The sequence below is a fragment of the Streptomyces sp. NPDC093094 genome (assembly GCF_044754345.1).
Lineage (GTDB): Bacteria > Actinomycetota > Actinomycetes > Streptomycetales > Streptomycetaceae > Streptomyces.
Genome location: NZ_JBIVOX010000015.1, coordinates 12,163 through 37,164 on the forward strand (window position 1 = coordinate 12,163; position 25,002 = coordinate 37,164).

Annotated in this window: 25 protein-coding genes and 5 tRNA genes; 20 read left to right on the forward strand and 10 right to left on the reverse strand. The window is 72.4% G+C overall.

The features are described from left to right. Positions 1 to 429 precede the first annotated feature (429 nt). The 3 genes from ACIQGV_RS28430 (at position 430) to gltX (ending at position 3,079) form a co-directional block, all read left to right on the forward strand. Positions 430 to 633, forward strand: a complete 204-nt coding sequence (locus tag ACIQGV_RS28430; RefSeq protein WP_402499123.1) for a hypothetical protein — start codon at positions 430 to 432, stop codon at positions 631 to 633. Between the two features lie 192 nt (positions 634 to 825). Further along, positions 826 to 1,602: a fumarylacetoacetate hydrolase family protein gene (locus ACIQGV_RS28435; protein WP_402499125.1), complete on the forward strand. Its 777-nt coding sequence runs from the start codon at positions 826 to 828 to the stop codon at positions 1,600 to 1,602. After that, on the forward strand, positions 1,595 to 3,079 hold the full coding sequence (gene gltX / locus ACIQGV_RS28440; RefSeq protein WP_402499127.1) for a glutamate--tRNA ligase: 1,485 nt from the start codon (positions 1,595 to 1,597) through the stop codon (positions 3,077 to 3,079). Before ACIQGV_RS28435 ends, gltX begins: the two co-directional genes overlap by 8 nt. Before the next feature lie 60 nt (positions 3,080 to 3,139). Here the strand turns inward: gltX and ACIQGV_RS28445 are convergent, their stop codons facing one another. Continuing rightward, positions 3,140 to 3,424 (reverse strand): hypothetical protein, encoded by a 285-nt coding sequence (locus ACIQGV_RS28445; protein WP_402499129.1) that lies wholly within the window; start codon positions 3,422 to 3,424, stop codon positions 3,140 to 3,142. A 73-nt stretch (positions 3,425 to 3,497) separates the two neighbouring features. On the opposite strand from ACIQGV_RS28445, the gene ACIQGV_RS28450 reads away from it, so the two are divergent. The 6 genes from ACIQGV_RS28450 (at position 3,498) to ACIQGV_RS28475 (ending at position 4,812) form a co-directional block, all read left to right on the forward strand. Further along, complete coding sequence (locus ACIQGV_RS28450) at positions 3,498 to 4,229, forward strand: HAD family hydrolase (RefSeq protein WP_402499131.1); 732 nt, start codon at positions 3,498 to 3,500, stop codon at positions 4,227 to 4,229. Positions 4,230 to 4,319: 90 nt separating this feature from the next. Beyond that, positions 4,320 to 4,391: transfer RNA gene (locus ACIQGV_RS28455), tRNA-Gln, on the forward strand. Between the two features lie 21 nt (positions 4,392 to 4,412). After that, a tRNA-Glu gene (locus tag ACIQGV_RS28460) sits at positions 4,413 to 4,485 on the forward strand. A gap of 61 nt (positions 4,486 to 4,546) precedes the next feature. After that, positions 4,547 to 4,619: transfer RNA gene (locus ACIQGV_RS28465), tRNA-Glu, on the forward strand. A gap of 20 nt (positions 4,620 to 4,639) precedes the next feature. Then, positions 4,640 to 4,711, forward strand: a tRNA-Gln gene (locus tag ACIQGV_RS28470). A gap of 28 nt (positions 4,712 to 4,739) precedes the next feature. Continuing rightward, positions 4,740 to 4,812, forward strand: a tRNA-Glu gene (locus ACIQGV_RS28475). A 77-nt stretch (positions 4,813 to 4,889) separates the two neighbouring features. Here the strand turns inward: ACIQGV_RS28475 and ACIQGV_RS28480 are convergent. Beyond that, positions 4,890 to 5,534 carry a MerR family transcriptional regulator gene (locus ACIQGV_RS28480; protein ID WP_402499134.1) on the reverse strand — a complete coding sequence of 215 codons (645 nt, stop codon included), beginning with the start codon at positions 5,532 to 5,534 and terminating at the stop codon, positions 4,890 to 4,892. A 38-nt stretch (positions 5,535 to 5,572) separates the two neighbouring features. Between ACIQGV_RS28480 and ACIQGV_RS28485 the strand changes: the two genes are divergently transcribed. Continuing rightward, a complete protein-coding gene (locus ACIQGV_RS28485) occupies positions 5,573 to 6,118 on the forward strand; it encodes a DUF4188 domain-containing protein (protein ID WP_402499136.1) in 546 nt (181 codons plus the stop codon). A 224-nt stretch (positions 6,119 to 6,342) separates the two neighbouring features. Here the strand turns inward: ACIQGV_RS28485 and ndgR are convergent, their stop codons facing one another. Further along, complete coding sequence (gene ndgR / locus ACIQGV_RS28490) at positions 6,343 to 7,059, reverse strand: IclR family transcriptional regulator NdgR (RefSeq protein WP_015036427.1); 717 nt, start codon at positions 7,057 to 7,059, stop codon at positions 6,343 to 6,345. A gap of 187 nt (positions 7,060 to 7,246) precedes the next feature. On the opposite strand from ndgR, the gene leuC reads away from it, so the two are divergent. The 4 genes from leuC to ACIQGV_RS28510 all read left to right on the forward strand — a co-directional run bounded on the left by leuC (position 7,247) and on the right by ACIQGV_RS28510 (position 10,591). After that, positions 7,247 to 8,677: a 3-isopropylmalate dehydratase large subunit gene (gene leuC / locus ACIQGV_RS28495; RefSeq protein ID WP_402499139.1), complete on the forward strand. Its 1,431-nt coding sequence runs from the start codon at positions 7,247 to 7,249 to the stop codon at positions 8,675 to 8,677. Positions 8,678 to 8,683: 6 nt separating this feature from the next. Next, positions 8,684 to 9,277 carry a 3-isopropylmalate dehydratase small subunit gene (gene leuD, locus ACIQGV_RS28500; protein ID WP_402499141.1) on the forward strand — a complete coding sequence of 198 codons (594 nt, stop codon included), beginning with the start codon at positions 8,684 to 8,686 and terminating at the stop codon, positions 9,275 to 9,277. 265 nt (positions 9,278 to 9,542) lie between these two features. After that, entirely contained in the window at positions 9,543 to 9,773 is a 231-nt protein-coding gene (locus ACIQGV_RS28505; RefSeq protein ID WP_402499143.1) for a hypothetical protein, read from the forward strand. 137 nt (positions 9,774 to 9,910) lie between these two features. Continuing rightward, positions 9,911 to 10,591 carry an HU family DNA-binding protein gene (locus ACIQGV_RS28510; protein ID WP_402499146.1) on the forward strand — a complete coding sequence of 227 codons (681 nt, stop codon included), beginning with the start codon at positions 9,911 to 9,913 and terminating at the stop codon, positions 10,589 to 10,591. 126 nt (positions 10,592 to 10,717) lie between these two features. Here ACIQGV_RS28510 and ACIQGV_RS28515 read toward each other — a convergent pair whose 3' ends face one another. Both ACIQGV_RS28515 and cofC read right to left on the reverse strand, forming a co-directional pair. Beyond that, positions 10,718 to 10,921 carry a hypothetical protein gene (locus tag ACIQGV_RS28515; protein WP_402499148.1) on the reverse strand — a complete coding sequence of 68 codons (204 nt, stop codon included), beginning with the start codon at positions 10,919 to 10,921 and terminating at the stop codon, positions 10,718 to 10,720. 9 nt (positions 10,922 to 10,930) lie between these two features. Further along, on the reverse strand, positions 10,931 to 11,569 hold the full coding sequence (cofC, locus tag ACIQGV_RS28520) for a 2-phospho-L-lactate guanylyltransferase (protein WP_402499150.1): 639 nt from the start codon (positions 11,567 to 11,569) through the stop codon (positions 10,931 to 10,933). Positions 11,570 to 11,755: 186 nt separating this feature from the next. Between cofC and ACIQGV_RS28525 the strand changes: the two genes are divergently transcribed. From ACIQGV_RS28525 to ACIQGV_RS28535, 3 genes are all read left to right on the forward strand, one after another. After that, entirely contained in the window at positions 11,756 to 12,526 is a 771-nt protein-coding gene (locus ACIQGV_RS28525) for a lysophospholipid acyltransferase family protein (protein WP_402499153.1), read from the forward strand. Then, positions 12,523 to 13,533 (forward strand): NAD(P)H-dependent glycerol-3-phosphate dehydrogenase, encoded by a 1,011-nt coding sequence (locus tag ACIQGV_RS28530; protein WP_402499156.1) that lies wholly within the window; start codon positions 12,523 to 12,525, stop codon positions 13,531 to 13,533. Before ACIQGV_RS28525 ends, ACIQGV_RS28530 begins: the two co-directional genes overlap by 4 nt. Positions 13,534 to 13,659: 126 nt before the next feature. Then, complete coding sequence (locus ACIQGV_RS28535; RefSeq protein ID WP_402499159.1) at positions 13,660 to 14,817, forward strand: D-alanine--D-alanine ligase family protein; 1,158 nt, start codon at positions 13,660 to 13,662, stop codon at positions 14,815 to 14,817. Between the two features lie 105 nt (positions 14,818 to 14,922). On the opposite strand, the gene ACIQGV_RS28540 is transcribed toward ACIQGV_RS28535, so the two are convergent. After that, positions 14,923 to 15,435: a DUF3515 domain-containing protein gene (locus tag ACIQGV_RS28540; protein ID WP_402499161.1), complete on the reverse strand. Its 513-nt coding sequence runs from the start codon at positions 15,433 to 15,435 to the stop codon at positions 14,923 to 14,925. Between the two features lie 20 nt (positions 15,436 to 15,455). Continuing rightward, positions 15,456 to 15,689, reverse strand: a complete 234-nt coding sequence (locus ACIQGV_RS28545) for an Lrp/AsnC family transcriptional regulator (RefSeq protein WP_003997603.1) — start codon at positions 15,687 to 15,689, stop codon at positions 15,456 to 15,458. A 206-nt stretch (positions 15,690 to 15,895) separates the two neighbouring features. On the opposite strand from ACIQGV_RS28545, the gene ACIQGV_RS28550 reads away from it, so the two are divergent. Together ACIQGV_RS28550 and thiD are read left to right on the forward strand one after the other, a co-directional pair. Beyond that, on the forward strand, positions 15,896 to 16,861 hold the full coding sequence (locus tag ACIQGV_RS28550) for a thiamine-phosphate kinase (RefSeq protein WP_402499163.1): 966 nt from the start codon (positions 15,896 to 15,898) through the stop codon (positions 16,859 to 16,861). Next, positions 16,858 to 17,643, forward strand: a complete 786-nt coding sequence (gene thiD / locus ACIQGV_RS28555) for a bifunctional hydroxymethylpyrimidine kinase/phosphomethylpyrimidine kinase (protein WP_402499166.1) — start codon at positions 16,858 to 16,860, stop codon at positions 17,641 to 17,643. The genes ACIQGV_RS28550 and thiD overlap by 4 nt, the downstream gene beginning before the upstream one ends. Before the next feature lie 202 nt (positions 17,644 to 17,845). On the opposite strand, the gene rpmB is transcribed toward thiD, so the two are convergent. Beyond that, positions 17,846 to 18,031, reverse strand: a complete 186-nt coding sequence (gene rpmB, locus ACIQGV_RS28560; protein ID WP_003993230.1) for a 50S ribosomal protein L28 — start codon at positions 18,029 to 18,031, stop codon at positions 17,846 to 17,848. Between the two features lie 247 nt (positions 18,032 to 18,278). Here rpmB and ACIQGV_RS28565 point away from each other — a divergent pair, with 247 nt between their 5' ends. Next, positions 18,279 to 20,003 (forward strand): DAK2 domain-containing protein, encoded by a 1,725-nt coding sequence (locus tag ACIQGV_RS28565; protein WP_402499169.1) that lies wholly within the window; start codon positions 18,279 to 18,281, stop codon positions 20,001 to 20,003. Positions 20,004 to 20,010: 7 nt separating this feature from the next. On the opposite strand, the gene ACIQGV_RS28570 is transcribed toward ACIQGV_RS28565, so the two are convergent. Together ACIQGV_RS28570 and ACIQGV_RS28575 are read right to left on the reverse strand one after the other, a co-directional pair. Further along, positions 20,011 to 23,031 carry a tetratricopeptide repeat protein gene (locus ACIQGV_RS28570; protein WP_402499171.1) on the reverse strand — a complete coding sequence of 1,007 codons (3,021 nt, stop codon included), beginning with the start codon at positions 23,029 to 23,031 and terminating at the stop codon, positions 20,011 to 20,013. Continuing rightward, a complete protein-coding gene (locus ACIQGV_RS28575; RefSeq protein WP_402499173.1) occupies positions 23,028 to 24,857 on the reverse strand; it encodes an HSP90 family protein in 1,830 nt (609 codons plus the stop codon). Before ACIQGV_RS28575 ends, ACIQGV_RS28570 begins: the two co-directional genes overlap by 4 nt. Between the last annotated feature and the right edge of the window lie 145 nt (positions 24,858 to 25,002).

Genomic DNA, 25,002 nt, shown 5'->3' on the forward strand with positions numbered 1-25,002 from the left:
CGCCCCTGCGCGGCGGCTCGATCCCGCGGCGGTCCGTGGAATTCCAGCACAGTGCAGGATCTCCAACAAGGGCCGTAGGCCATGCCGTGACATACGTGACACGATGTGAGGGTGGTGTCACGAGGCGTAGACCTACGCCTCCTATATATCGGGCATTCCCCAAGGAATCGCCGGGACAGAGCCGGTGTCCCAGTCGCCATGATCAGGAGCGGAATGGCTGCTTCAGGTGACAAATGTCCGGTTTGTGGGCATGGAGGGCGGGCCTGAATTGACCGGTTTGAGTCACGCTACGTGAGCAAACTCACACGCTCATCATGCCGTCTTCACGCGTTCCTCAGGGAATCGCATGTTTAGCCTGACGCTTTACAAGAGGTAACAGTCTGACAACCGGCCCCTCACCGGCCGCACACCGACAGGATCCGTACCACCGTGAAGACGACGACGCTGTTCCGCACCGCCAACCCGCGGCGCACCACGCTGATGCACCTGACGGACGCCGGCGAACTGCAGACCCCGGAGCTCGTGGAGCACTCGGTCGACCTCCCCGCCCAGACCGCCAACCCCCGGCGCACGGTCCTGATGGAGCTCCCGGCCCCGGCCGCCGCGGCCGGACAGCCCGCCTTCGCAGAGTAGTACGCACGCCGGCCGCGGATCGTTCGCGCCGGCCCGGGGCCCGTCCCAGGGACCCCGCCCGCACGGCACCCAGGCGCCGCGGACCCGACCGGTCCGTGGCGCCTTCGCCTTAATGCGCACGGTGCCCGCCGCCTGCCGCGTTAGCCTGGAGCGTCAGACTCCAGCCGCATCAGTCAAGGGGCCAAGCAACCCGTGCGCATCGCCAGGTTCTCCATCGACGGGAACGTCGCCTTCGGCGCGGTCGAGGGCGAGAAGCAGGACGAGCTCGTCCTCGACATCATCAAGGGCATCCCGTTCGCGGACTTCGAGCTCTCCGGCACGAAGGTGCCGCTGAGCAAGGTCAGGCTGCTGCCGCCGGTGCTCCCCAACAAGGTCGTGGCCTTCGGCCGCAACTACGCCGAGCACGCCCGTGAACTGGGCAACGAGGTGCCGGACGCCCCGTTCGCCTTCTTCAAGCCCGCCACCTCCGTGATCGGCCCGGGCGACGCGATCCAGTACCCGTCCTTCTCCGAGGACCTCCACCACGAGGCCGAGCTGGCCGTCGTCATCGGCCGCATGTGCCGCGAGGTCCCGCGCGAACGCGTCAAGGACGTGATCTTCGGCTACACCTGCGCCAACGACGTCACCGCCCGCGACGTGCAGAAGCGCGAGAAGCAGTGGGCCCGGGCCAAGGGGTTCGACACCTCCTGCCCCCTCGGCCCCTGGGTGGAGACCGACCTCGACCCGAGCGACCTCACCATCCAGCTCACGGTCGACGGCCGGCAGCGCCAGCTCGGCCGCACCAGCGAGATGATCCACTCCGTCGAGGACCTGATCGTCAACATCACCGAGGCCATGACGCTGCTGCCCGGCGACGTCATCCTCACGGGCACCCCGGCAGGGGTCGGCCCCCTGGCTGTCGGCGACGAGGTCGCCGTCACCATCGAAGGCATCGGCACTCTCACCAACAAGGTTGTCAAGCGTGGCTAGCGCACCCGGCTCCCCCGTACGTGTCCGTTTCTGCCCCTCGCCCACCGGTAACCCCCATGTGGGCCTGGTCCGCACCGCCCTGTTCAACTGGGCGTTCGCCCGGCACCACCAGGGCACTCTGGTCTTCCGCATCGAGGACACCGACGCGGCCCGCGACTCCGAGGAGTCGTACGGCCAGCTCCTCGACGCGATGCGCTGGCTGGGCTTCGACTGGGACGAGGGCCCCGAGGTCGGCGGCCCGCACGCGCCCTACCGCCAGTCGCAGCGCATGGACATCTACAAGGACGTCGCGCAGAAGCTCCTGGACGCCGGCCACGCCTACCGCTGCTACTGCTCCCAGGAGGAGCTGGACGAGCGCCGCGAGGCCGCCCGCGCCGCCGGCCGGCCCTCCGGCTACGACGGCCACTGCCGCGAGCTGAGCGAGGAGCAGGTCGCCGGCTACGAGGCCGAGGGCCGCGCGCCGATCGTCCGCTTCCGGATGCCCGACGAGACGATCACCTTCGACGACCTGGTCCGCGGCGAGCTGACCTTCACGCCGGAGAACGTGCCCGACTACGGCATCGTCCGCGCGAACGGCGCCCCCCTGTACACGCTCGTCAACCCGGTCGACGACGCCCTGATGGAGATCACCCACGTCCTGCGCGGCGAGGACCTGCTCTCCTCCACCCCGCGCCAGATCGCCCTGTACAAGGCGCTGATCGAGCTGGGCGTCGCCAAGTCCGTCCCCGCCTTCGGCCACCTGCCGTACGTGATGGGCGAGGGCAACAAGAAGCTCTCCAAGCGCGACCCGCAGGCGTCCCTGAACCTCTACCGCGACAAGGGCTTCCTCCCCGAGGGCCTGCTCAACTACCTCTCGCTCCTCGGCTGGTCGCTCTCCGCCGACCAGGACATCTTCTCGATCGAGGAGATGGTCGCGGCCTTCGACATCAAGGACGTGAACCCCAACCCGGCCCGCTTCGACCTGAAGAAGTGCGAGTCGATCAACGGCGACCACATCCGCATGCTCGATGTGAAGGACTTCACCGAGCGCTGCGCGCCCTGGCTGACGGCCCCGTTCGCGCCCTGGGCCCCGGAGGACTTCGACGAGGCGAAGTGGGAGGCGATCGCCCCGCACGCCCAGACCCGTCTGAAGGTGCTGTCGGAGATCACCGACAACGTCGACTTCCTCTTCCTCGCCGAGCCCGCCTTCGACGAGGCGAGCTGGACGAAGGCGATGAAGGAGGGCTCCGACGCCCTGCTGCGCACGGCCCGCGAGAAGCTGGAGCCGGCCGACTGGACCTCGGCCGAGTCCCTCAAGGAGGCCGTCCTGGCCGCCGGTGAGGCCCATGGCCTCAAGCTGGGCAAGGCCCAGGCCCCGGTCCGTGTCGCGGTCACCGGCCGCACGGTCGGTCTGCCGCTCTTCGAGTCCCTGGAGATCCTCGGCAAGGACACGACGCTGGCCCGCATCGACGCGGCCCTGGCCAGGCTGTCCGCGTAGGTCACCCGCACGCACAGGGGCGGCACCCGGAACATCCGGGTGCCGCCCCTGTGCGTTCGCTCACTGCGCGTCGGCCTCGTCGATCAGATAGGCGCTCTCGTCGAAGATCTCCAGCACGACGACGACCATGATCGCGCCGGCCACCATGTACTCCAGCATCACGCCGGGGGCCACGTACGCCTTGCGCAGATGCTCGTCGGGTCCCAGCTGCGCGGTCGAGTGCTTCCGGAACGGATCACGGGCCAGTATCCCCACGGCCCTGTCCAGGTGGGCCTGGCGCGAGGGAGGCAGGGCGTCGTACGCGGTGCGGGCCTCGACGGTGAACTGGACGCGGTACTCGCTCATGGCCCAAGTGTGCCAGCCGGGCCGCTTCGCCGTATCCGGCCCGTCGGCGGGCCCGGCGGGTTACGGTCGGATCATGAGCATTCGGGCCGTGGTCTGGGACGTGGACGACACGCTGTTCGACTACACGACCGCGGACCGGGAGGGCATGCGGTCCCACCTCGTCGCCGAGGGGCTGATGGAGCGGTACGGCGGCCCCGTGGCGGCCCTCGTGCGGTGGCGGGAGGCCACGGACGCGCAGTGGGCGCGGTTCTCCGCGGGGGAGACGACGTTCCGGGGGCAGCGCAGGGACCGGGTCAGGGTCTTCCTCGGGCAGGGGATGAGCGACGCGGAGGCGGACGCCTGGTTCGAGCGCTACATGACCCACTACGAGGCCGCCTGGGCCGTCTTCCCGGACGTCGTGCCCGCCCTGGACAGCCTTGCGGCCGGCTACCGGCACAGCGTCCTGTCCAACTCCAGCCTCCATGTCCAGGACCGCAAGCTGCGCGTGCTCGGGCTCCACGGCCGCTTCGAGTCGATCCTGTGCGCCGCCGAGCTGGGCGTCTCCAAGCCGCAGGCGGCCGCGTTCCTCGCCGCCTGCGAGGCCCTGGCGCTGCCCCCGCACCAGGTCGCGTACGTCGGCGACCACCCCGAGATCGACGGCCGGGGCGCCGCGGAGGCGGGCCTGCTGTCCGTCTGGATCGACCGCGAGGGCAGGTCCGCCACGGTTCCGGCGCCGCCCGGAGGGCACCGGATCGGGAGTCTCGCCGAACTGCCCGCGGTCCTCGGCGCCGATACCCGTTTTGGAGCCCCGGACACCTTCAGGTAATGTTCTTCCTGCGCCGAGGGGAGCGAGCCGAAAGGCCAAAACCCCGAGGAGCAAGCTAGAACGAGAACCCCCCAGGGGCTTGAGTTCCAGTGGCCTATGGTGTAATTGGCAGCACGACTGATTCTGGTTCAGTTAGTCTTGGTTCGAGTCCAGGTAGGCCAGCTCGCAGAGCTTATCTGCAAAGCCCCCGTTGTGTAGCGGCCTAGCACGCTGCCCTCTCAAGGCAGTAGCGCCGGTTCGAATCCGGTCGGGGGTACAGATCCTTCCCGCGAGGACAGTTGGGTAGCTCCCGCTGACCTTGATGCAGGATCGCTAGGGCCCCCGTTGTGTAGCGGCCTAGCACGCCGCCCTCTCAAGGCGGTAGCGCCGGTTCGAATCCGGTCGGGGGTACTGACTGGTCTAAACCACATTGGTCTATGGTGTAATTGGCAGCACGACTGATTCTGGTTCAGTTAGTCTTGGTTCGAGTCCAGGTAGACCAGCTCGGGCCTGCGGAAACGCAGTGTCCACGCCCCCGTTGTGTAGCGGCCTAGCACGCCGCCCTCTCAAGGCGGTAGCGCCGGTTCGAATCCGGTCGGGGGTACAGCACAGGAAGGCCCTCCGCTTCGGCGGAGGGCCTTCCTGCGTACGGCCGCCGGAGCCTTCGCGCGCGGCCCCGTGTCAGGTGATCCCGTACCGCCGGGCCGACTCCTCCTCCTGTGCCAGCCGGTGCAGCGCCCGCAGCACGGGCTCGAACAGCACCGCGGAGGACACCGCGAGTTCGACCTTCTCCGTGTCGGAGTCGAGCGTCTCCAGGCGGTCGAGATCGCGCCGCGCCGCCTCGTGCATCAACTGCGCGTACGGCGCCATGAGTTCGGCGTCGCAGGGATAGCCGAGCCGCAGCAGCACGGCCACCAGCGCGACCAGCGACCTGTGCACGGGGGAGAGCGAGCCGATCTCCCGCGCCGAGTCCCAGCCCAGCGTCCGCAGCAGCCGGTCCACCTCCGCGCGCGCGGTGGCCGTCGCCGGGGACTCCTCGTCCGGCTCGGGGCCCTGCGGCAGTTCCCACAGCGCCGCGCCCAGCCGGATCGTGCGCCCCAGGGACTCGTCGTCCACGTGCCGGAGCACCTCCCGGGCGGCGGCCACCGGCACCCTGCCCACCTGGATCAGCGCCCGCACCAGCCGCAGCCGGCGCAGATGGGTCCCGTCGTACTCCGCGGTGGTCGCGTTGATCTGCCGGCCCGGCGGCAACAGACCCTCGCGCAGGTAGTACTTGATCGTCGCGGTGGGGACACCGCTGCGGTCGCTCAGTTCGGCCAGCCGCATCTCTTGCGCCTCTCCTTGGGTAGCGGCACTATCCAAGCATGGCGGACTCGGAGAACGTAGGCGGCCGCGGCGCGCGGCGCACCACGGCGGATGCCCGGGGGGACGTGGTCGTCCTGCTGATCGGGATGCGGATCAACAGCTTCTGGGCGGTGCACCAGTGGCTGCCGGTGCTGCTGGGGATGCTGCGGATGCTCGCGGAGCTCAAGAAGGACCCCGGGCGCGGACTGCTGTCGCGGGTGCTGCTGACGGCGTCCCCGCGGACGTACTACGTCGTGCAGTACTGGGAGTCGAAGGAGAAGCTGTACGCGTACGCGAGCGCGCCGGACGGCCTCCATCACACCGCCTGGGGGCGGATCAACCGGATGGAGCGCGAGGGGAAGGTGCGGGGGAGGGTCGGGATCTGGCACGAGGCGTACATCGTGCCGGAGGGGTCCTACGAGGCGATCTACGGGGACATGCCGGCGTTCGGTCTCGCCGCGGCGCACGGACAGGTGCCGCTCGCGGAGCGCGGGCGCTACGCGAAGGACCGGTTCGCGCACCGGTCGGGCGGCGCGGCCGCCCAGGAGCGGTCGTCCGGCTCATGACGGCGCGACCGCCGGCGGACGGCCGGTGGTCGCGGATTCCTCGTCGTCGGGCCGTCGGGCCGTCGGGTTGTCGGGCGTGGGGTGTGGGGCGGGCGCGGGGCCGTCCGTGGCCGCTCGCGCAGTTCCCCGCCCCCCCCTGGAGGCCGGAGGTGTCACCTGACGCCGGAGAAGGGCCGCCGCGGCGTTGAGGCCGCCCTTTCCCGACGTACGGCGATGCCGTGCACTCAGCCCGTGCGGCGCAGGGCCTCGGAGAGACGGGCCGCGGCGTCGATGACCGCCTGGGCGTGCATACGGCCCGGGTGACGGGTGAGACGCTCGATGGGGCCGGAGACGGAGACCGCGGCCACCACGCGGTTGGAGGGACCCCGTACGGGCGCGGAGACCGAGGCCACGCCCGGCTCGCGCTCGCCGATCGACTGCGCCCAGCCGCGGCGGCGCACGCCCGACAGGGCCGTCGCCGTGAAGCGGGCGCCCTGAAGGCCGCGGTGGAGGCGCTCGGGCTCCTCCCAGGCCATGAGGATCTGCGCCGAGGAACCGGCCTTCATCGTCAGCGTGGAGCCCACCGGGACGGTGTCCCGCAGTCCGGACAGACGCTCCGCCGCGGCGACGCAGATGCGCATGTCGCCCTGGCGGCGGTAGAGCTGCGCGCTCTCGCCCGTCACGTCGCGGAGATGGGTGAGCACCGGGCCCGCCGTGGCGAGGAGGCGGTCCTCGCCGGCCGCCGCCGCCAGTTCTGCCAGGCGCGGGCCGAGGATGAACCGGCCCTGCATGTCGCGTGCCACCATGCGGTGGTGTTCCAGAGCCACGGCCAGGCGGTGGGCCGTGGGTCGTGCCAGTCCGGTGGCCGCGACCAGACCCGCGAGGGTGGCCGGACCGGACTCCAGAGCGCTCAGGACGAGGGCCGCCTTGTCCAGAACGCCGACGCCGCTACTGTTGTCCATGCAACGATACTTGCGTCTCACTCTGTGAAACGCAAGTTCAATTTTCCAGAGAACGCGCAACCCTTGGAGACACAGCGGCCCGCGGACCAACGGGCCTGGCGGCGAGCGCCCGGATCAGGGGTGCGGGCGCCGTCTCCTCAAGATCTCTAGTTGGGCCGGCGCACCTTTGCCGGCCGGAGGGAAAGCGATGGGTAGGACACTCGCGGAGAAGGTCTGGGACGACCACGTCGTCCGGCGCGCCGAGGGCGAGCCCGACCTCCTCTACATCGATCTGCACCTGCTGCACGAGGTGACCAGCCCGCAGGCCTTCGACGGCCTCCGCAAGAGCGGCCGCCAGGTGCGCCGTCTCGACCTGACCATCGCCACCGAGGACCACAACACCCCCACCCTCGACATCGACAAGCCGATCGCGGACCCGGTCTCCCGCGCCCAGCTGGAGACCCTGCGCAAGAACTGCGCGGAGTTCGGCGTACGGCTGCACCCGCTCGGCGACGTCGAGCAGGGCGTCGTCCATGTCGTGGGACCGCAGCTGGGTCTGACCCAGCCCGGCACCACCGTGGTCTGCGGTGACTCGCACACCTCCACGCACGGCGCCTTCGGCGCACTGGCGTTCGGCATCGGCACCTCGCAGGTCGAGCATGTGCTGGCCACCCAGACGCTGCCCCTGGCCCGTCCGAAGACCATGGCGATCACGGTCGACGGCGAACTGCCCGAGGGCGTCACCGCCAAGGACCTGATCCTCGCGATCATCGCGAAGATCGGCACCGGCGGCGGTCAGGGCTACGTTCTGGAGTACCGCGGCGAGGCCATCGAGAAGCTCTCGATGGAGGCCCGGATGACCATCTGCAACATGTCGATCGAGGCCGGCGCCCGCGCGGGCATGATCGCCCCCGACGAGACCACCTTCGCGTACCTCAAGGGCCGCCCGCACGCCCCCGAGGGCGCCGACTGGGACGCGGCCGTCGAGTACTGGAGGACGCTGCGCACCGACGACGACGCCGAGTTCGACGCCGAGGTCGTCATCGACGGCGCCGCGCTGTCGCCGTTCGTCACCTGGGGCACCAACCCGGGCCAGGGCGCACCGCTTTCGGCGTCCGTCCCCGACCCGGCTTCGTACGAAGACGCTTCGGAGCGCCTCGCCGCCGAAAAGGCCCTGGAGTACATGGGGTTGGAGGCCGGTCAGACGCTGCGCTCCATCAAGGTGGACACCGTCTTCGTAGGCTCCTGCACCAACGGCCGCATCGAGGACCTGCGCGCCGCCGCCGACCTGCTGAAGGGCCGCAAAGTCGCCGACGGCGTACGGATGCTGGTCGTCCCCGGCTCCGTGCGGGTGGGCCTGCAGGCCGTCTCCGAGGGTCTGGACGTCGTCTTCAAGGACGCCGGCGCCGAATGGCGGCACGCGGGCTGCTCGATGTGCCTGGGCATGAACCCCGACCAGCTGGCCCCGGGTGAGCGCTCCGCGTCCACCTCCAACCGCAACTTCGAGGGCCGGCAGGGCAAGGGCGGCCGGACCCACCTGGTGTCCCCGCAGGTCGCGGCCGCCACGGCCGTCCTGGGCCACCTGGCCTCCCCGGCCGACCTGTCCGACGCCGAGACCCGTACGCCCGCTGGAGTCTGATCAGCCATGGAAGCATTCACCACGCACACCGGCCGGGCCGTCCCGCTGCGCCGCTCCAACGTCGACACCGACCAGATCATCCCTGCTCACTGGCTCAAGAAGGTGACCCGGGACGGCTTCGAGGACGGTCTGTTCGAGGCATGGCGCAAGGACACGGAGTTCGTGCTCAACCGGCCCGAGCGGCAGGGGGCGACCGTGCTGGTCGCCGGCCCCGACTTCGGCACCGGATCCTCCCGTGAGCACGCCGTCTGGGCGCTGCAGAACTACGGCTTCAAGACCGTGATCTCCTCCCGCTTCGCCGACATCTTCCGCGGCAACTCGCTGAAGAACGGCCTGCTCACGGTCGTGCTGGAGCAGAAGACCGTGGACGCGCTGTGGGAGCTCACCGAGCGCGACCCGCAGGCCGAGGTCACGGTCGACCTGGAGGCCCGTGAGGTGCGCGCCGAGGGCATCACCGCCTCCTTCGAGCTGGACGAGAACTCCCGCTGGCGGCTGCTGAACGGTCTGGACGACATCTCCATCACCCTCCAGAACGAGGGCGACATCGCCGCGTACGAGACGGAGCGCCCCGCGTACAAGCCGCGGACGCTCCAGGTCTGACCCCGCCCCCTGAACGGGGTCGAATTCCGGCCACCGCCAGCCCTCCCTGTACCCCCGATCGCCCCCGATCGGGGGTACAGCCGTCTCTGCGTCCGGGTGCCCCGGCCCGGGAGCGCCGCTCGGGCCAACTTGCCTGGTTACAGGGCTGCTTGCCGGGGTAGTCGAGCCGTTGCACCGTCCCTGCGGCGGGAGTTCGGGCGCCTGCGCCGGGCGACAGTTGCCCCCCGAGCAGGCGACAACTCGCCCCAGATGGCACAATCTGTGCATGGAACGCGACGGCCAACTCGAGCTCTATACGGCGGTCGCGAGCCAACTCAAGGAAGCGCACGCAAGAGTGCGCGCACTGCAAGTCCCGGAGGGCGTACGGATGGCGCTGACCCGGAAGCTGCTGGTCATTACGGCCGCGGCCAAGCACGATCTCGCCGATGCGACAAGGCGTCTGGAGCGGTTCACCGCGGACCTCGACAAGGGGCGTCTGCCCGAAGAGGACCGCTGAACAAGCCCGGTGCGGTCGAGTCCGTTGCGGCACAAGGGTGATTAGCCCGTTTCGTGTTTGATTTGCGGTATATATCTGCCTAACGTGCGAAAAAGCTTGAACACTTTCGTTCTGGCGATGTCTCCGAAGGGGAAGACGTGAACAAGGCGCAGCTCGTAGAAGCGATTGCCGACAAGCTGGGCGGCCGCCAGCAGGCCGCCGACGCTGTCGACGCGGTCCTGGACGCCATCGTCCGTGCGACCGTCGCGGGGGACCGTGTCTCGGTCACCGGCTTCGGTTCGTTCGAGAAGGTCGAGCGTCCGGCTCGCTACGCCCGTAACCCCCAGACGGGCGAGCGGGTTCGGGTCAAGAAGACCTCCGTCCCCCGCTTCCGTGCTGGTCAGGGCTTCAAGGACCTGGTCAGCGGCTCGAAGAAGCTGCCGCGTGGCGGCGAGGTCTCCGTCAAGAAGGCCCCCAAGGGCAGCCTGACCGGAGGCGCCTCCGCCACGGTGAAGAAGGCCGCGGCGAAGAAGGCCACCGCGACCGCGAAGAAGACCACCGCCGCCGCGAAGAAGACCGCCGCGACCGCGAAGAAGACCACCGCGGCGGCCAAGAAGACCACGGCGACCGCGAAGAAGACCGCGGCGAAGAAGGCTCCGGCCAAGAAGACCACCGCGACCGCGAAGAAGACCACCGCCGCCGCGAAGAAGACCACGGCGACCGCGAAGAAGACCGCGGCGAAGAAGGCTCCGGCCAAGAAGGTCACCGCCAAGAAGGCCCCCGCCAAGAAGTCGACCGCGCGCAAGACCACCGCCAAGAAGGCCACCGCCCGCAAATAGACGACGGCACAGGGCACTCACGCGCCGGGCCGGACTCCCCGCGGAGCCCGGCCCGCGGCGTGTCCGGGACCTCCGTGGCCTCGCTGTCGTCCGCGGAACCGCAGTTCAGAGGGTCTGCGGTGGCTCTCAGAAGGTCTGCAGGGTCACCAGGGTGATCTTGCGGGCGTCGCCCTCGCCCTCGGTCTCGATCCGCACCCGCTGACCGGGACGCAGCAGCCGCAGCCCGCCCGCGTCGAACGCGGCCGTACCGAAGGGGACAGGGGTGCCGTCGTCGAGCAGCACCTGGCCGCTGCGCGTCTCGGCGTCGTACGTGTATGCGGTCGCGTGCATGTCCGCAGCCTACTGCCCGGGCATCACCAGCCGCGCGGCCGCGGCGGCCGTACGGGGCCCCACGCCCAGGGCGAGAGCCGCGCGCAGATCGTCGCCCGTGTCCACGTCCTGCCGTACGGAATCCACCCCGTCCGGCGCGAGTTCCGCCGCCCCGCTCTCACGGTGACGGGCCCGGGAACCGGGACCGAATGCCGGGAGAAGCCTCCGTCCCGGACCGGCCGCCAGGAGCGTGGTGCCGATTGCGGCGGCGTCCGGAAGAAAAGCACGGGGGAATTGCGCCGCCGCGTCGAGGACCCGGGCCAATTCCACCGGTCGAAGAGCCGGCAGATCGGCGTTCAGGGCCGCCAGCGGGCTTTGGGGGCGCGAAGTCCGCACGGCCGCCTCCGCGTGTGCCAGCGCGGCGTTCAGTCCCGCCCGGGGTTCGTCGGGGACGATGCGCGCGCCGAGCGCCGCCAGCTCCCGCGCCGCCAGCCCGTCGTCCGTGACGACCGCCACATCGCGCACGGCGGCACAGGCCAGCGCCGCCGCCACGGTGTCCTGGGCGAACGCGAGGGCGAGCCCCGGGCGGACCTCGTCACCGGCGGTGTCCGCGAGTCTGCTCTTGGCCTGCGTCAGGGGTTTCAGGGGAATGACCAAGGTCCACTGCACCGGCGTTCCGCCCCTCTCTCGTCCGGGCCATTCTCCCGGTCCCGGCCGGCGCCCCCTGTCGCGGGAGGGACGCGAGGCCCCCTGTGGGGGGTGGCGGGTGACGGGCGGGCGTACGGTGTTCTCGACAGGACGGCGGCCTGGGGCGACACTTGTGCGGCCCCCCAGGCCCTAGAGGAAGGTACTCGCGTGCCCCGCCGCAGAATCGGCTTCTGGTACCGCTTCGCCGCGGTGATCTGCAAACCGCCGCTGGTGCTTCTGCTCAAGCGGGACTGGCGTGGAATGGAGAACATTCCGGCCGACGGTGGATTCATCACCGTGGTGAACCACAATTCGCACGTCGACCCCTTCGGATACGCCCACTATCAGTACAACACCGGACGGGTTCCGCGATTCCTGGCGAAGAGCGGCCTTTTCCGGAAGGGATTCGTCGGCGCCGCCATGCGGGGCACCGGGCAGATCCCCGTCTACCGCGAGAGCACCGACGCGCTCAGCGCCTTCCGTGCCGCGATCGACGCCGTGGAGCGCGGCGAATGCGTCGCCTTCTACCCCGAGGGCACCCTCACCCGCGACCCCGACGGCTGGCCCATGACCGGCAAGACCGGCGCCGCCCGGGTCGCCCTGCAGACCAGGTGCCCGGTGATCCCGGTGGCCCAGTGGGGATGCAACGAACTGCTGCCGCCCTACGCCAAGAAGCCCGACCTCCTGCCCCGCAAGACCCACCGCGTCCTCGCCGGCCCGCCGGTGGACCTCTCGCCCTTCTACGGCCGTGAGATGACCGCGGACGTGCTCAAGGAGGCCACCGAGGCGATCATGGCGGCGATCACCCGCCATCTGGAGGAGATCCGCGGCGAGAAGGCCCCCGACGCGCCCTACGACCCGCGGCGCGAGCGGATCGAGCAGCGGCGCCGCACCCAGGCGCAGAACCAGGGCAGGCAGGCAGAAGGGCAGGACCAGTGAGCAAGCCGGTCAAGGCGGCGGTCTTCAGCGCCGGTTCGTGGGGCACGGCCTTCGGCATGGTGCTCGCCGACGCGGGCTGCGAGGTGACCCTGTGGGCACGCCGTCCCGAGGTCGCCGAGGCGATCAACTCCACCCGGATCAACCCGGACTACTTCCCCGGCGTCGAGCTCCCGGCGAACCTGCGGGCCACCACGGACCCCGCCGAGGCCGCTGCCGGCGCCGACTTCACGGTGCTGTCCGTGCCGTCGCAGACGCTGCGCGGCAACCTCGCCGAGTGGACGCCGCTGCTGGCCCCCGACACGGTCCTGGTCTCCCTGATGAAGGGCGTCGAACTCGGCTCCGCGATGCGGATGAGCGAGGTGATCGACGACGTCGCCAAGGTCGGCTCCGACCGCATCGCCGTGGTCACCGGACCCAACCTCGCCCGGGAGATCGTCGCCCGTATGCCGGCCGCCTCCGTGGTCGCCTGCACCGACGAGTCGGTCGCCCGGCGGCTCCAGGCCGCCTGCCACACCCCGTACTTCCGCCCGTACACCAACACCGACGTCGTGGGCTGCGAGCTGGGCGGCGCGGTGAAGAACGTGATCGGGCTCGCGGTGGGCATCGCCGACGGCATGGGCCTGGGCGACAACGCCAAGGGGTCGCTGATCACCCGCGGGCTCGCCGAGACGACCCGGCTGGGCCTGACGATGGGCGCCGAACCGCTGACGTTCTCCGGACTCGCCGGGCTCGGCGACCTAGTGGCGACCTGCTCCTCGCCGCTGTCCCGCAACCACACCTTCGGCACCAACCTCGGCAAGGGCATGACCCTGCAGGAGACCATCGCCGTCACCCGGCAGACCGCCGAGGGCGTCAAGTCCTGCCAGTCCGTACTGGATCTGGCCCGCCGGCACGGCGTCGACATGCCCATCACCGAGACGGTCGTCGGCATCGTGCACGAGGGCAAGCCGCCGGTGGTCGCGCTCAAGGAACTGATGTCGCGCAGCGCCAAGCCCGAGCGGCGCTGATCACGGGCGCCGGCCACGACGGGGGAGACCGTCCGTGCGACGCTGAGCGACCGTCCGTGCGACGCTGAGCGACAGCGGACGGCGGGCACTGACGAAGCCGGGACCAGCGGGTACTCTCAACGCGATATGAGCACCGAGAACCTCCCCCAGACCCCCCAGCAGGCCGCCCGCAAGCCGCGGGTGGCCGTCGTGTTCGGCGGGCGCAGCTCCGAACACGGGATCTCCGTGGTCACCGCGGGCGCCGTCCTGCGGGCCCTCGACCGGACGAAGTACGAGGTCCTGCCGATCGGCATCACCCGGGACGGCCGCTGGGCCCTGACCGCCGACGAGCCGGAGCGCATGGCGATCACGGACCGCCGTACGCCCAGCGTCGACGACCTGGCCGAGTCCGGCGAGGGCGGTGTCGTGCTCCCCGTCGACCCCGCCAGCCGCGAGGTCGTCTACAGCGAGCCCGGCTCGGTGCCCAAGGCCCTCGGCGAGGTCGACGTGGTCTTCCCCGTCCTGCACGGCCCCTACGGCGAGGACGGCACCCTCCAGGGTCTCCTGGAGCTCTCCGGCGTCCCCTACGTCGGCGCGGGCGTGCTCGCCTCCGCCGTCGGCCAGGACAAGGAGTACATGAAGCGGGTGTTCACCTCCTTCGGGCTCAAGGTCGGTCCGTACGTGGTGATCCGCCCCCGTGAGTGGCAGCAGGACGAGCAGGCCGCCCGCAGGAAGATCGTCGACCTGGCCGGCGAGCACGGCTGGCCGCTGTTCGTGAAGCCCGCCCGGGCCGGCTCCTCCATCGGCATCACCAAGGTCGACGACCTCTCCGGTCTGGACGAGGCCATCGCCGAGGCGCAGCGCCACGACCCGAAGATCCTGGTCGAGGCGGCGGTGCGGGGCCGCGAGATCGAGTGCGGCGTCCTGGAGTTCGAGGACGGCCCCCGTGCCTCGGTCCCCGCCGAGATCCCCCCGCCGGACGCGCACGCGTACTACGACTTCGACGCCAAGTACATCGACTCCACCCCGGGCGTCGTCCCGGCGCCGCTCACCGGGCAGGAGACCGCCGAGGTCCGGCGTCTCGCGGTGGAGGCGTTCGAGGCGGCTTCGTGCGAGGGCCTCGTGCGCGCCGACTTCTTCCTCACGGAGGACGGCGAGTTCGTCATCAACGAGATCAACACGATGCCCGGCTTCACGCCGATCTCGATGTACCCCCAGATGTGGCAGGCGAGCGGCATCGAGTACCCCGAGCTGGTGGACCGTCTGATCCAGGCGGCGCTGCGCCGCTCGACGGGCCTGCGGTAGCTCTTCCGGGAAGACGCGGGGCCGTACCGGCGTACGGCTCCGCCGCGCGGGCGCGAGGAACCACGGACGGGTCCGTCGCGCCCGTTCCGCATCTCTGCGGCACCTCTACGGCGCCGTGTAGCCCTCCTGCCACGGGACGGTCCTCCTGATCGCGGAGGCCAGATCGATCAGCACACCCGAGCTGTCGACCCCGGAAGGCACGGTCACCTCGACGTAGCCCTGACGGTTGGCGGTGGTGAAGCGGTACCCGCCCCCGTCCCGCTTCTCCATCAGCCAGTCGACGCCCTCGACCCCGCCCGGAACCGCGTCGGCGTCCCGCCCCTCGGCGACCTCGGGCGAGACCATCTTCGGCGGCCGGATCACCCCGCACCGCAGTATGATCGCCGGGTCGTCACCCCAGCCTGCGGTCAGCGCCGACGCCGGCTCGGGATCCGCCCGGCTCTCCCCGCCCACCCGGGCCGGCAGCACCTCGTCGAGGTCGCGGCACAGCCCGGTGACCTTCGCGTCAGGGCTGGGAACCGCCGCGGACACGGTGTCGTCCCCTGAGGAGCAGCCCACGGCGGTGAGCAGCAGGGCGAGCGCGGGCAGGCCGATGAGCCGGTGACGGGAAGAGTGCACCGGCCAAGGGTAGACGGGGGCTACAGATGGACGACCGGGCAGGTCAGGGTGCGGGTGATGCCATCCACCTGCTGGACCTTGGCGACCACCATGCGGCCCAGGTCGTCGACGGTGTCGGCCTGGGCGCGCACGATGACGTCGTAGGGGCCCGTCACGTCCTCGGCCTGGATGACACCAGGGATCTTGCTGATGGTCTCGGCGACGGTCGACGCTTTGCCGACCTCCGTCTGGATCAGGATGTACGCCTGTACCACGGAACCTCCAGGGCGGCCACGAGGATCATGTGGGGAAAAGGAACGCCACGGTATCGCGTCGCCGCTCGCCGCGGGGAGACCTGCGGGAACCGGAGCTCGCGCGCCGGGGTGCAGGCACTGCAGAAGTTGACGGTCACCTCGACCGTAGCGAGGACGAAGATGGCTCGCGACCGGGCATGCACAGGGACAGAAGGGGCGGAAGACCGATGAAGGGCACTGTTGGTGAGCTCGGGGAGTTCGGGCTCATCAGGGAGCTCACCTCCCGTCTCACCACCACCCCGGCGGTCCGGGTCGGCCCCGGCGACGACGCCGCGGTGGTGGCCGCGCCCGACCGCCGGGTGGTGGCCAGCACCGACATCCTGCTGGAGGGCCGGCACTTCCGGCGCGACTGGTCCACGGCCTACGACGTCGGCCGCAAGGCCGCCGCGCAGAACCTCGCGGACATCGCCGCCATGGGCGCCGTCCCGACCGCGCTGCTGCTCGGCCTCGTCGTCCCCGCCGAACTCCCGGTCACCTGGCCGAGCGAGCTGATGGACGGCCTGCGCGACGAGTGCCAGGTCGCGGGTGCCTCCGTGGTCGGCGGCGACGTCGTACGGGGCGACACCATCACCGTGTCGATCACCGCGCTCGGCGATCTGCGCAACCAGGAACCCGTCACCCGGGCCGGCGCCCAGCCCGGCGACCTCGTCGCGGTGACCGGCTGGCTCGGCTGGTCCGCCGCCGGATACGCGGTGCTCTCCCGCGGGTTCCGCTCGCCGCGCGCGTTCGTGGAGGCCCACCGCCGTCCCGAGCCGCCGTACCACGCGGGACCGGCCGCGGCGGGCCTCGGCGCGACCGCGATGTGCGACGTGAGCGACGGGCTGATCGCCGACCTCGGGCACATCGCCGAGGCCAGCAAGGTCCGTATCGACATCCGCTCCGGCGCGATCGACGTCCCCTCGCAGATGAACGACATCGGCCAGGCCGTCGGTGTCGACCCGATGCAGTGGGTGCTCACCGGGGGAGAGGACCACGCGATCGTCGCGACCTTCCCGCCGGACGTGAAGCTGCCCGCGCGCTGGAAGGTCATCGGCGAGGTGCTCAACCCGTCCGCGCTGCCCCAGGTGACCGTCGACGGGGCGCCCTGGACGAGCAAGGGCGGCTGGGACCACTTCGGCGAGGTGGAGTCTTGATACCCCGGGTGCTGACGGTCGCCGGCTCGGACTCCGGCGGCGGCGCCGGCGTCCAGGCCGACCTGAAGACCATGCTCGCGCTCGGCGTGCACGGCATGAGCGTGATCACCGCCGTGACCGCGCAGAACTCCCTCGGCGTGCAGGGAGCCTGGGAACTGCCGGTGGAGGCGGTGCGGGCGCAGTACCGCAGCGTCGTCGACGACATCGGCGTCCAGGCCGTGAAGACCGGCATGCTCGCCTCGGCGGAACTGGTCGAGGCGGTCGCCGAGTTGATCTCCGGCACGGACGCGCCGGCCGTGGTGGACCCGGTCGGCGTCTCCAAGCACGGCGACCCCCTGCTGGCCGCCTCCGCGCTGGACTCCGTCCGCACCAGGCTGCTGCCGGCCGCGACGGTCGCCACACCGAACCTCGACGAGGTGGCCCAACTCACGGGGCTGCGGACCGAGTCCGAGGACGATCTGCGCCGGGCCGCGGCGGCCGTGCTGGAGTACGGGCCGCGCTGGGTGGTGATCAAGGGCGGCCATCTGGCGGGAGACGCCGTGGACCTGCTCACGGACGGCACCGTCGAGCACTGGCTGCGCGCGCCCCGGTACGACAACCGGCACACCCACGGCACCGGCTGCACCCTCGCCTCCGCGATCGCCTCGGGGCTGGCGAAGGGGCTGACCGTCCCGGAGGCGGTGACGGCGGCCAAGGAGTACGTCACCGGGGCGATCGCCGCCGGATTCGCCCTCGGCGCGGGGATCGGGCCGGTGGACCACGGCTGGCGGTCCAGGAACTGAGCCACGAGGGCGGGCCGGTCCGCGGGAGCACCGGCCCGCTTCGCCCCGCTCCCTACGGGAACGGCTCCCTGCAGGAACGGCTCCCTACGGGAACGGCTCCCTACGGGAACGGCTCCCTACAAGGACGGCAGAAAGCCGGCCCACCCTGAGGTGGACCGGCTTCATGCGGCGAACCAGCTGTGGCCGCGCGCTCAGCTGAGCGTCAGCGCGAGACCTTGCCGGCCTTGATGCACGAGGTGCAGGCGTTCACGCGCTTCGGCGTCCCGCCGACCACGGTACGCACACGCTGGATGTTCGGGTTCCAGCGGCGGGACGTACGGCGGTGCGAGTGCGAGATGTTGTTGCCGAAGCCCGGCCCCTTGCCGCAGACGTCGCAGTTGGCAGCCACGGGTCACTCCAAAGACTTCAGATGCACTAACGGTTGATCCCGGCATGCCGGGATCGGATCAAGGATCTGAGTGGCGGTGCCAGGGGGAATAGCCCGATGTGTATCGGGCAACCGGAGCAGCATACAACGGCTGCGTCCGTTCAACGAAACTACCATGGCAGCTCAGGGCTCCGCTCCCGGCCCTCTTCCGGCAGGCACCGGCCCGGGGTCTACGCTGCGTCCACGTCAGCAGTCCAGGGAGGCGCAGGTGGCGCAGGTGCCGCAGACATTCTTCGATGCTCTCGCGGTGCGCACCTGGTGCGGACTGGCGCTGCGGGCGCTCGGGCACGCGCGCGAGGAGATCGACGCCATCAACGTCTACCCCGTCGCCGACGGGGACACCGGCACCAACCTCTATCTGACGGCGGAGTCCGCCGCGGCCGCGGTCGAGGCCGTCTTCGACGGGCACGCGGCCGGACGCGAGGGCCCGGCGAGCCCCTCGCTCGCGGACGCCGTGCGGGCCATGGCCCACGGCGCCCTCATCGGGGCCCGCGGCAACTCCGGCACGATCCTCGCCCAGCTGCTGCGCGGCATGGCCCAGGTGCTCGCCGCCGACGGTGAGGCACCTCACACCGACGGCACCGGCCTCGGCCTCGCCCTGCGCAGCGCCGCCGACTCCGCCCGCCAGGCCGTCGCCCATCCCGTCGAGGGCACGGTCCTGACCGTCGCCTCGGCCGCCGCCGACGCGGCCGCCGGGGCCCGGGGCGGCGACTGCGGCGCGGTGGCCCGGGCCGCCCACGAGGGCGCGCGGGCGGCCCTGGCCGCGACCCCGGGCCAGCTCGCCGTCCTGGAACGGGCCGGAGTGGTGGACGCCGGCGGGCGCGGGCTGGTGGCGGTCCTCGGAGCCCTGGTGGAGACATTCACCGGCGAGGCACCCGCCGGCCCGCCCCCGGAAGCGGCCCGCGCACGCGGGGAGGCACCTCCCGCGGACGGCGCGCGCGGGCGGACCCCCGCGGCGGACGGCGTCCCGGGCGACGGCACGGACTGCGCCGACGGCGCCCTCGAAGGCGGACCCGCCTTCGAGGTGATCTATCTGCTGGAGGCCGGGGACGAGGCCGTGGCCCGGCTGCGGCACCGCCTGGACGCGCTGGGCGACTCCCTCGTCGTGGTCGGCGGCGACGGGCTGTGGAACATCCATGTGCATGTCGACGACGCCGGAGCCGCCGTGGAGGCGGGCGTGGAGGCCGGGCGGCCGCACCGGATCCGGATCACCCACTTCGGGCTGGGCGACGTCCACACCGCACACGGCGAACGCCCGCCCCGCGAGCCCGCCCAGCGGGCCGTGGTGGCGGTCGTGCCCGGCGAGGGCCTGGCCGCGCTGTACGCCGAGGCGGGCGCCACCACCGTGCTCGCCCGGCCCGGGGAGCCGCCCGCCAGCGGGGAGCTCGTCCAGGCCGTACGGCGCGCGCACGCACGCGAGGTCGTGCTGCTGCCCAACGACGCCGAGCTGCGCCACACCGCCGCCGCGGCGGCCGAGCAGGCGCGGGCCGAGGGCCTGCGGGTGGCGCTGATCCCGACGCGCTCCGCGGTGCAGGGCATCGCCGCGCTCGCCGTGCACGAGCCGGGCCGCCGTTTCGACGAGGACGTCGTCGCCATGACCTCGGCGGCGGGCACGACCCGCTACGCCGAGGTCACCCTCGCCGAGCACCAGTCCTGGACCACGGCCGGGATCTGCCAGGCCGGGGACGTCCTCGGCCTCATCGACGGCGACGTGGCGGTCATCGGGTCCGACGTCGACGGCACCGCCCGGACCGTCCTGGACCGCATGCTCGCGGCCGGCGGCGAACTCGTCACCCTCGTCCTCGGCGACGAGGCGCCCGACGACATCGCCGATCGCCTGGAAGCCCGTGTGCGGGACACCTACCTCGCCGTCGACACGGTGGTCCACCACGGCGGACGGCAGGGGTCGCTGCTGCTCATCGGCGTGGAGTAGCAGCCGCTCAGGGCTCCTCCCGCTCCAGGGCCAGCCGCAGCAGCCGGCCGGCCTCCGTGACCAGGGCCCGGACCGTCCCGTCGGAGCCGACGGCCGAACCGGCGTACACCGCGAGGACGGCACGCGCGCGTGCCTCGGCCTCACCGGGACGGCCGAGGGCGAGCGCGACCCGGCCCGCGGCGAGCTCGGCGTCCGTGCGGGCGTGCAGGGCGTCGTCCCCCACCGGGTCCTCGCCGTCCCCGCCCGTGCGGTCCCCGGCCACGGTGGTGAACACCGCGACGGCTTCCAGGAGCTCGGCCAGCGCCGCCTCGAGACCCGGCCCGCTCCCGGCGGCGTCCTCCTCGGCGGCCCGGGCCAGCAGGTCCGCGAACTGACGGTGGGTGTGGCCCAGCTCCGCCGCCAGCAGCCGCCGCGCCTCCTCACCGGCCGCCGCGTCGAGGACGGCGGCGTCCAGAGCGGCCGCGCACTCCCGGACGGCGGCCTCCATCAGCGCGCCCGCCGCGCCCGCCGCGCCCGCCGGGTCCGCGTCGTCCGGACCGTCCAGCGCGAGCCACGCGCGGGCCCGCAGCGAGCGGACGAGGCCCTGCGAATCGCCCAGTTCGCGCCACAGCCCGCCCGCGCGCGAGTAGGCCCGGTCCGCCTCCGCGGACAGGCCCGCCGCCCCGAGGGACTCGGCGGCGAGATGGGCGAGTGTCGCGTGGTCCTGCTGCTCGGGCCAGGCGGCGGCGATCTCCGCGGCCCGCAGCCGCCACTCGGCGGCCGCCCGGTGCTCGCCCAGCTCGCTCAGGCAGTCGCCGAGCCACCACTGCGTCTGGACGACCGGGCCGTCGCCGTGCGTGTCCTGCGACAGACCCGCCAGCGCCGACTCCAGCACCTCGGCCGCCTCCGCCCAGCGCCCCTGCCGCAGCAGCAGACCGCCGAGCATCTGCCGTGCCCAGGCGGCCAGCGCCGGATCGCCGGCCGCGTCGGCCCAGTGCGCCGCCTCCAGGGCCTGCCCGGCGGCCTCCGCGACCGCGTCCCTGCCGCCGAGCACCTCGGCCAGCTGGAGGTGCAGCTGGGCCCGCCCGGGCGGCTCCAGATGCGGTCCGCCGTGCTCCAGCGCCGCCCGCAGCGCACGCTCGGTCTCCTCGACGTCCCCCAGCTGGAACGCGAGCATCGCCAGCCGGGCCTCGTACTCCACCGCGAACCACGGCAGCCCCGCGGCCACGAACTCCGCCGCGGCCCGCCCGAACAGCGCCGCCGCCTCGACCGGCTCACCGGCGTGCACCGCCAGCTCCGCCAGCATCGCCCGCGCCTCCGCCGCCCGCGCCGCGAGCCGTACGTCCCCGTCGGCCCGCCCGCCGACCAGCGCGAGCACCTCCCGCACGGCGTCCCGGGCCGCCCCCAGCACCGCGGGCGGACCGTCCCGCTCCGCGGCCTCCTGCACCGCGCGCATCAGGATCCGCGCCCGCCCCATCACCACCGACGCGGCCTGCCGCACCCCGGTCGCGTCCCCGGCGTAGAGGGAGAGCACCTCCTCGTAGGGCCTGGCGACCGACGCCAGAGCCCCTCGCACGTCACCGCCCAGGGCGCGGACGTACGCCGCCCGCGTCCGTGCCGCGAGAGCCTCGCCGGGGTCGCCCGCCTCGGCGTACAGCCCGGCGGCACGCTCGAACAGCTCCGCGCCCGCCGGCCCCAGCCCCATCGCCTCGTGATCGGCGATCTCCGCGCGGTCGCGGACCCCCAGTTCGGCCCCCTCGGCGGCCCGCGCGGCGGCGGCCCACGCCTCGATCGCGTTCGGCCGCAGCGCCTCCGACATCCGCCGCGCCTCGGCGAGCAGCGCCAGCGGGTCGGCCGAGCCGCCCGGCCGCTCCCCGCTCCCGGCCCCGGCACGCGCCGCGGAACCCTCCGACGCCTCGGCCCCCGGCACCGCGCCGCCCGCCCGCACGCCCAGCGGCAGCCGGTCCGTCAGCGGCGCCCGCGCCATCCGCGCGCGCACCCGCTCACCGACGTACGCCGTGCCGTTGCGCCGGTCGAAACGCTCCGCCAGGGACAGTGCCTCCTGCCGCGCGTACGCGCCGAGTTCGGGCACGGTCCACTCCCGGCCCGCCGGACCGGGCACCGCACGGCCGGCCGGTCCCAGCGCGCCCAGCCGGTCCATCAGCAGGGCGACCACGCTCAGGTACTCCATCCTGCTGCGCGGGTGCCCGCCGCCGTCGAAGTACGCGGGGCGCTCCGCGACCAGCTCCAGGGCACGGCCCTCGTTGCCGGTCAGCGCGCAGAACTCCACATGGTCGGCGTAGGCGGCGCGCATGCTCTCCATCGGCCGGACCAGGCGGATGCCCCGCAGATGGTTCGCGCGGGCATCCTCGGGGCGGTCCAGCCGCAGCAGCGGCAGCAGCGAGGACGCCAGGACGTTGTGCGGCTCGTGGGCGCAGGCGAACCCGCCCTCCAGCACCGGCTCCCACAGCCGCAGCGCGTCCTCGTCCCGGCCCCGCTCGGCGTGCCACCAGCCCTGGCCGTTCAGCTCGCAGGCGTGGCAGTCGGCCATGTCGTCGCGGTCGGCCGCGAGCCAGGCGTCGAACGCCCGCTCGGCCCGCTCCGCGTCCCCGACGTGCGAGGCGACCCACAGCTCGGCGGCGCGCACCGCGCGGTCGGAGTACCCGGCCAGACGGTAGCGGCGCTCCATCTCGCCCAGCCACTTCTCGATCGAGGCGAGCGGGATGTCCGGCTGGTCGAGCATCCCGGACGACAGCCACTTGAAGAACCAGTGCAGGGCGTGGATCTCCTCCTCGCCGAAATGCTCCGGGTGCTCGTCCCACAGCCCCAGCAGCCGGGTGAACGGCACGAACAGCCGGTCCTTCTCCGAGCTGTAGTTGCCCACCCGCACCTGGTGCACCAGCGCCTCCACCAGCGCGGCCGGGTCGCGCAGCCGCTCGGCGTCGGCCACCAGCCGCTCCGCCCGCCGGTTGCGGGCCGGGCCCTCGGGCCGCCCGGCGTTCTCCGCCATCGCCTCCCGCAGGGAGCCGAGGTCCTGGACGTCGGTCATGACCGGCCGCCTTCCTCGTGGGTGGCCCACTCCAGCAGGCCGATGAACGCCCGGTTCAGCAGTGCCGAGTCGGCGGGCCGCAGCGGCCGCTGCGCCATCAGCAGGGCCTGGCCGTAGAGGGACTGGACGGCGGTACCGATGAGATCCGGCTCCTTCAGCGAACCGATCCGCCGCACCAGCGGATTGAGATGGTTGAGCACCAGACGCGCGCGGGGTGCGCCGCCGCGCAGCGAGCCGAGGATGCCGGCCCACAGGTCGTCCGCCCGCGCCTGCGCCTCGGCCCGGTCCCGCTCGTGCCGGGACGCCCGGTCGTCGAGATGCAGCGCCGGCACCGACACCGGATGGAAGGCCCGCAGCGAGACATCGCAGTCCAGCGGGTCGAGCACCGTCCGCGCGGCCGCCAGGAAGTCCGACAGCGCCAGCTCCTCGGCCGGGCCGACCGGGTCCAGATGCGCGGTCACCGTGTCGGCGTCCAGCTCGGCCACCGCCGTGCCCGGCCGCACCGACGGCAGCGCCTCCACCAGCTCGCCGTCGTACGTGTAGCCGCCGTTGACCACCCCGATGCCCTGCGCGGCGGCGATCGGGGCGACCTGCCGGAACTCCTCGACCGTCCGCGTGAAGTGCACCACCGGATGCCGCTGCGCGAACTCCTCCAGCGACACCTCCCCGTCCGTGGTCTCGAACGGCAGCCACGGCAGCATCGTGCGCAGCATCTCGCCGTCGTGCCGCGCCAGCGACTTCACCCCGAGGTGGTGCACCCGCAGGAAGGTCCGCAGCCGTTCGGGGTCGCCCGCCGCCAGACCCGTCAGCCACGCCCGGATCCGCCCGCCGAGCGCCTCCCGCACGGCCGCCAGCGTCTCGTCCTCGTACAGCGCCTCGCGCGAGGCGGTGGGCCGCAGGCTGTCCGTGTCGAGCTCGCAGCGCACGAAGAACGCCCAGTCGGGCAGCAGCTGTTCGGCCCGCTCGGTCAGCAGCATGCCCCTGAGGTGGACGCGGTGCCGCGCCCGCTGCGCCGGACTGACCGCCGACGGCAGCACGTACGCCACCCCGCGCAGCCCGGCCAGCGGCACCGACAGGTCGATCGCGTCCAGCGGCGTGAACCCGAACAGCCCGTGGCAGTGCCGGGCCAGTGCCACCCGGCGGGCGGCGGGGGAGGGATGGGCCCGGTCCCAGGGCGCCGGCAGTTCGCCGACCGTCTCGCCGTCCACCGTCACGTCGTACGGCAGCAGCGAGCCGAAGTCCCGCGCCAGCTCCAGCACCCGCGCCGGAGCGAGCCACTCGGCGGCGCCCGGGCGGGCCGTCAGGTACACGGTGGTGCCCGGTTCGCGGCGCTCCTCGTCGGGGAGGGTGCGCACGGTGTACGAGCCGTCGTCGCTCGCCGTCCACTCCACCGGCCGGGCGTCCGGTGCACGGGCACTTCGGCTGACCACCCGGATCCGCTCGGCCACGAGGAAGCAGGCCAGCAGCCCGATGCCGAACTGGCCGAGGAAGTCGGAGCGGGCCGCCGCGATGCCGTCGGCGCGCTTGGAGCTGCGGCCGATGGTGGCCAGCAGGGCGTGCACGTCGGCCTCGGTCAGCCCGACGCCGGTGTCCTCCACCCGCAGCCCGCCGCCGTCCGTGCGCACGCGCACCCGGGCCGGGGCGCCGGGCTGCTCCGCGCGCCGGGCGGTGACCGCGTCCACGGCGTTCTGCAGCAGCTCGCGCAGGTAGACCTTCGGACTGGAGTAGAGGTGATGGGACAGCAGGTCCACCAGACCACGCAGGTCGACCTGGAACGTGTGAGGTGACTGGGATGCCTGATTCGACTGTGAGGTCTGGAAGTCCATCGTCGCAGCGCCGACGGGGGAGGGAGGGACGACGGCGCGGGGTCGGGCGGCACCGGTGGGGCGGCGACCGCGAAAGGATGGCCGGGCGGGCCATCCTAGGGCCGGAACGAGCCGTCTGACCAGGGGTTTCCCGAGACGTATACGG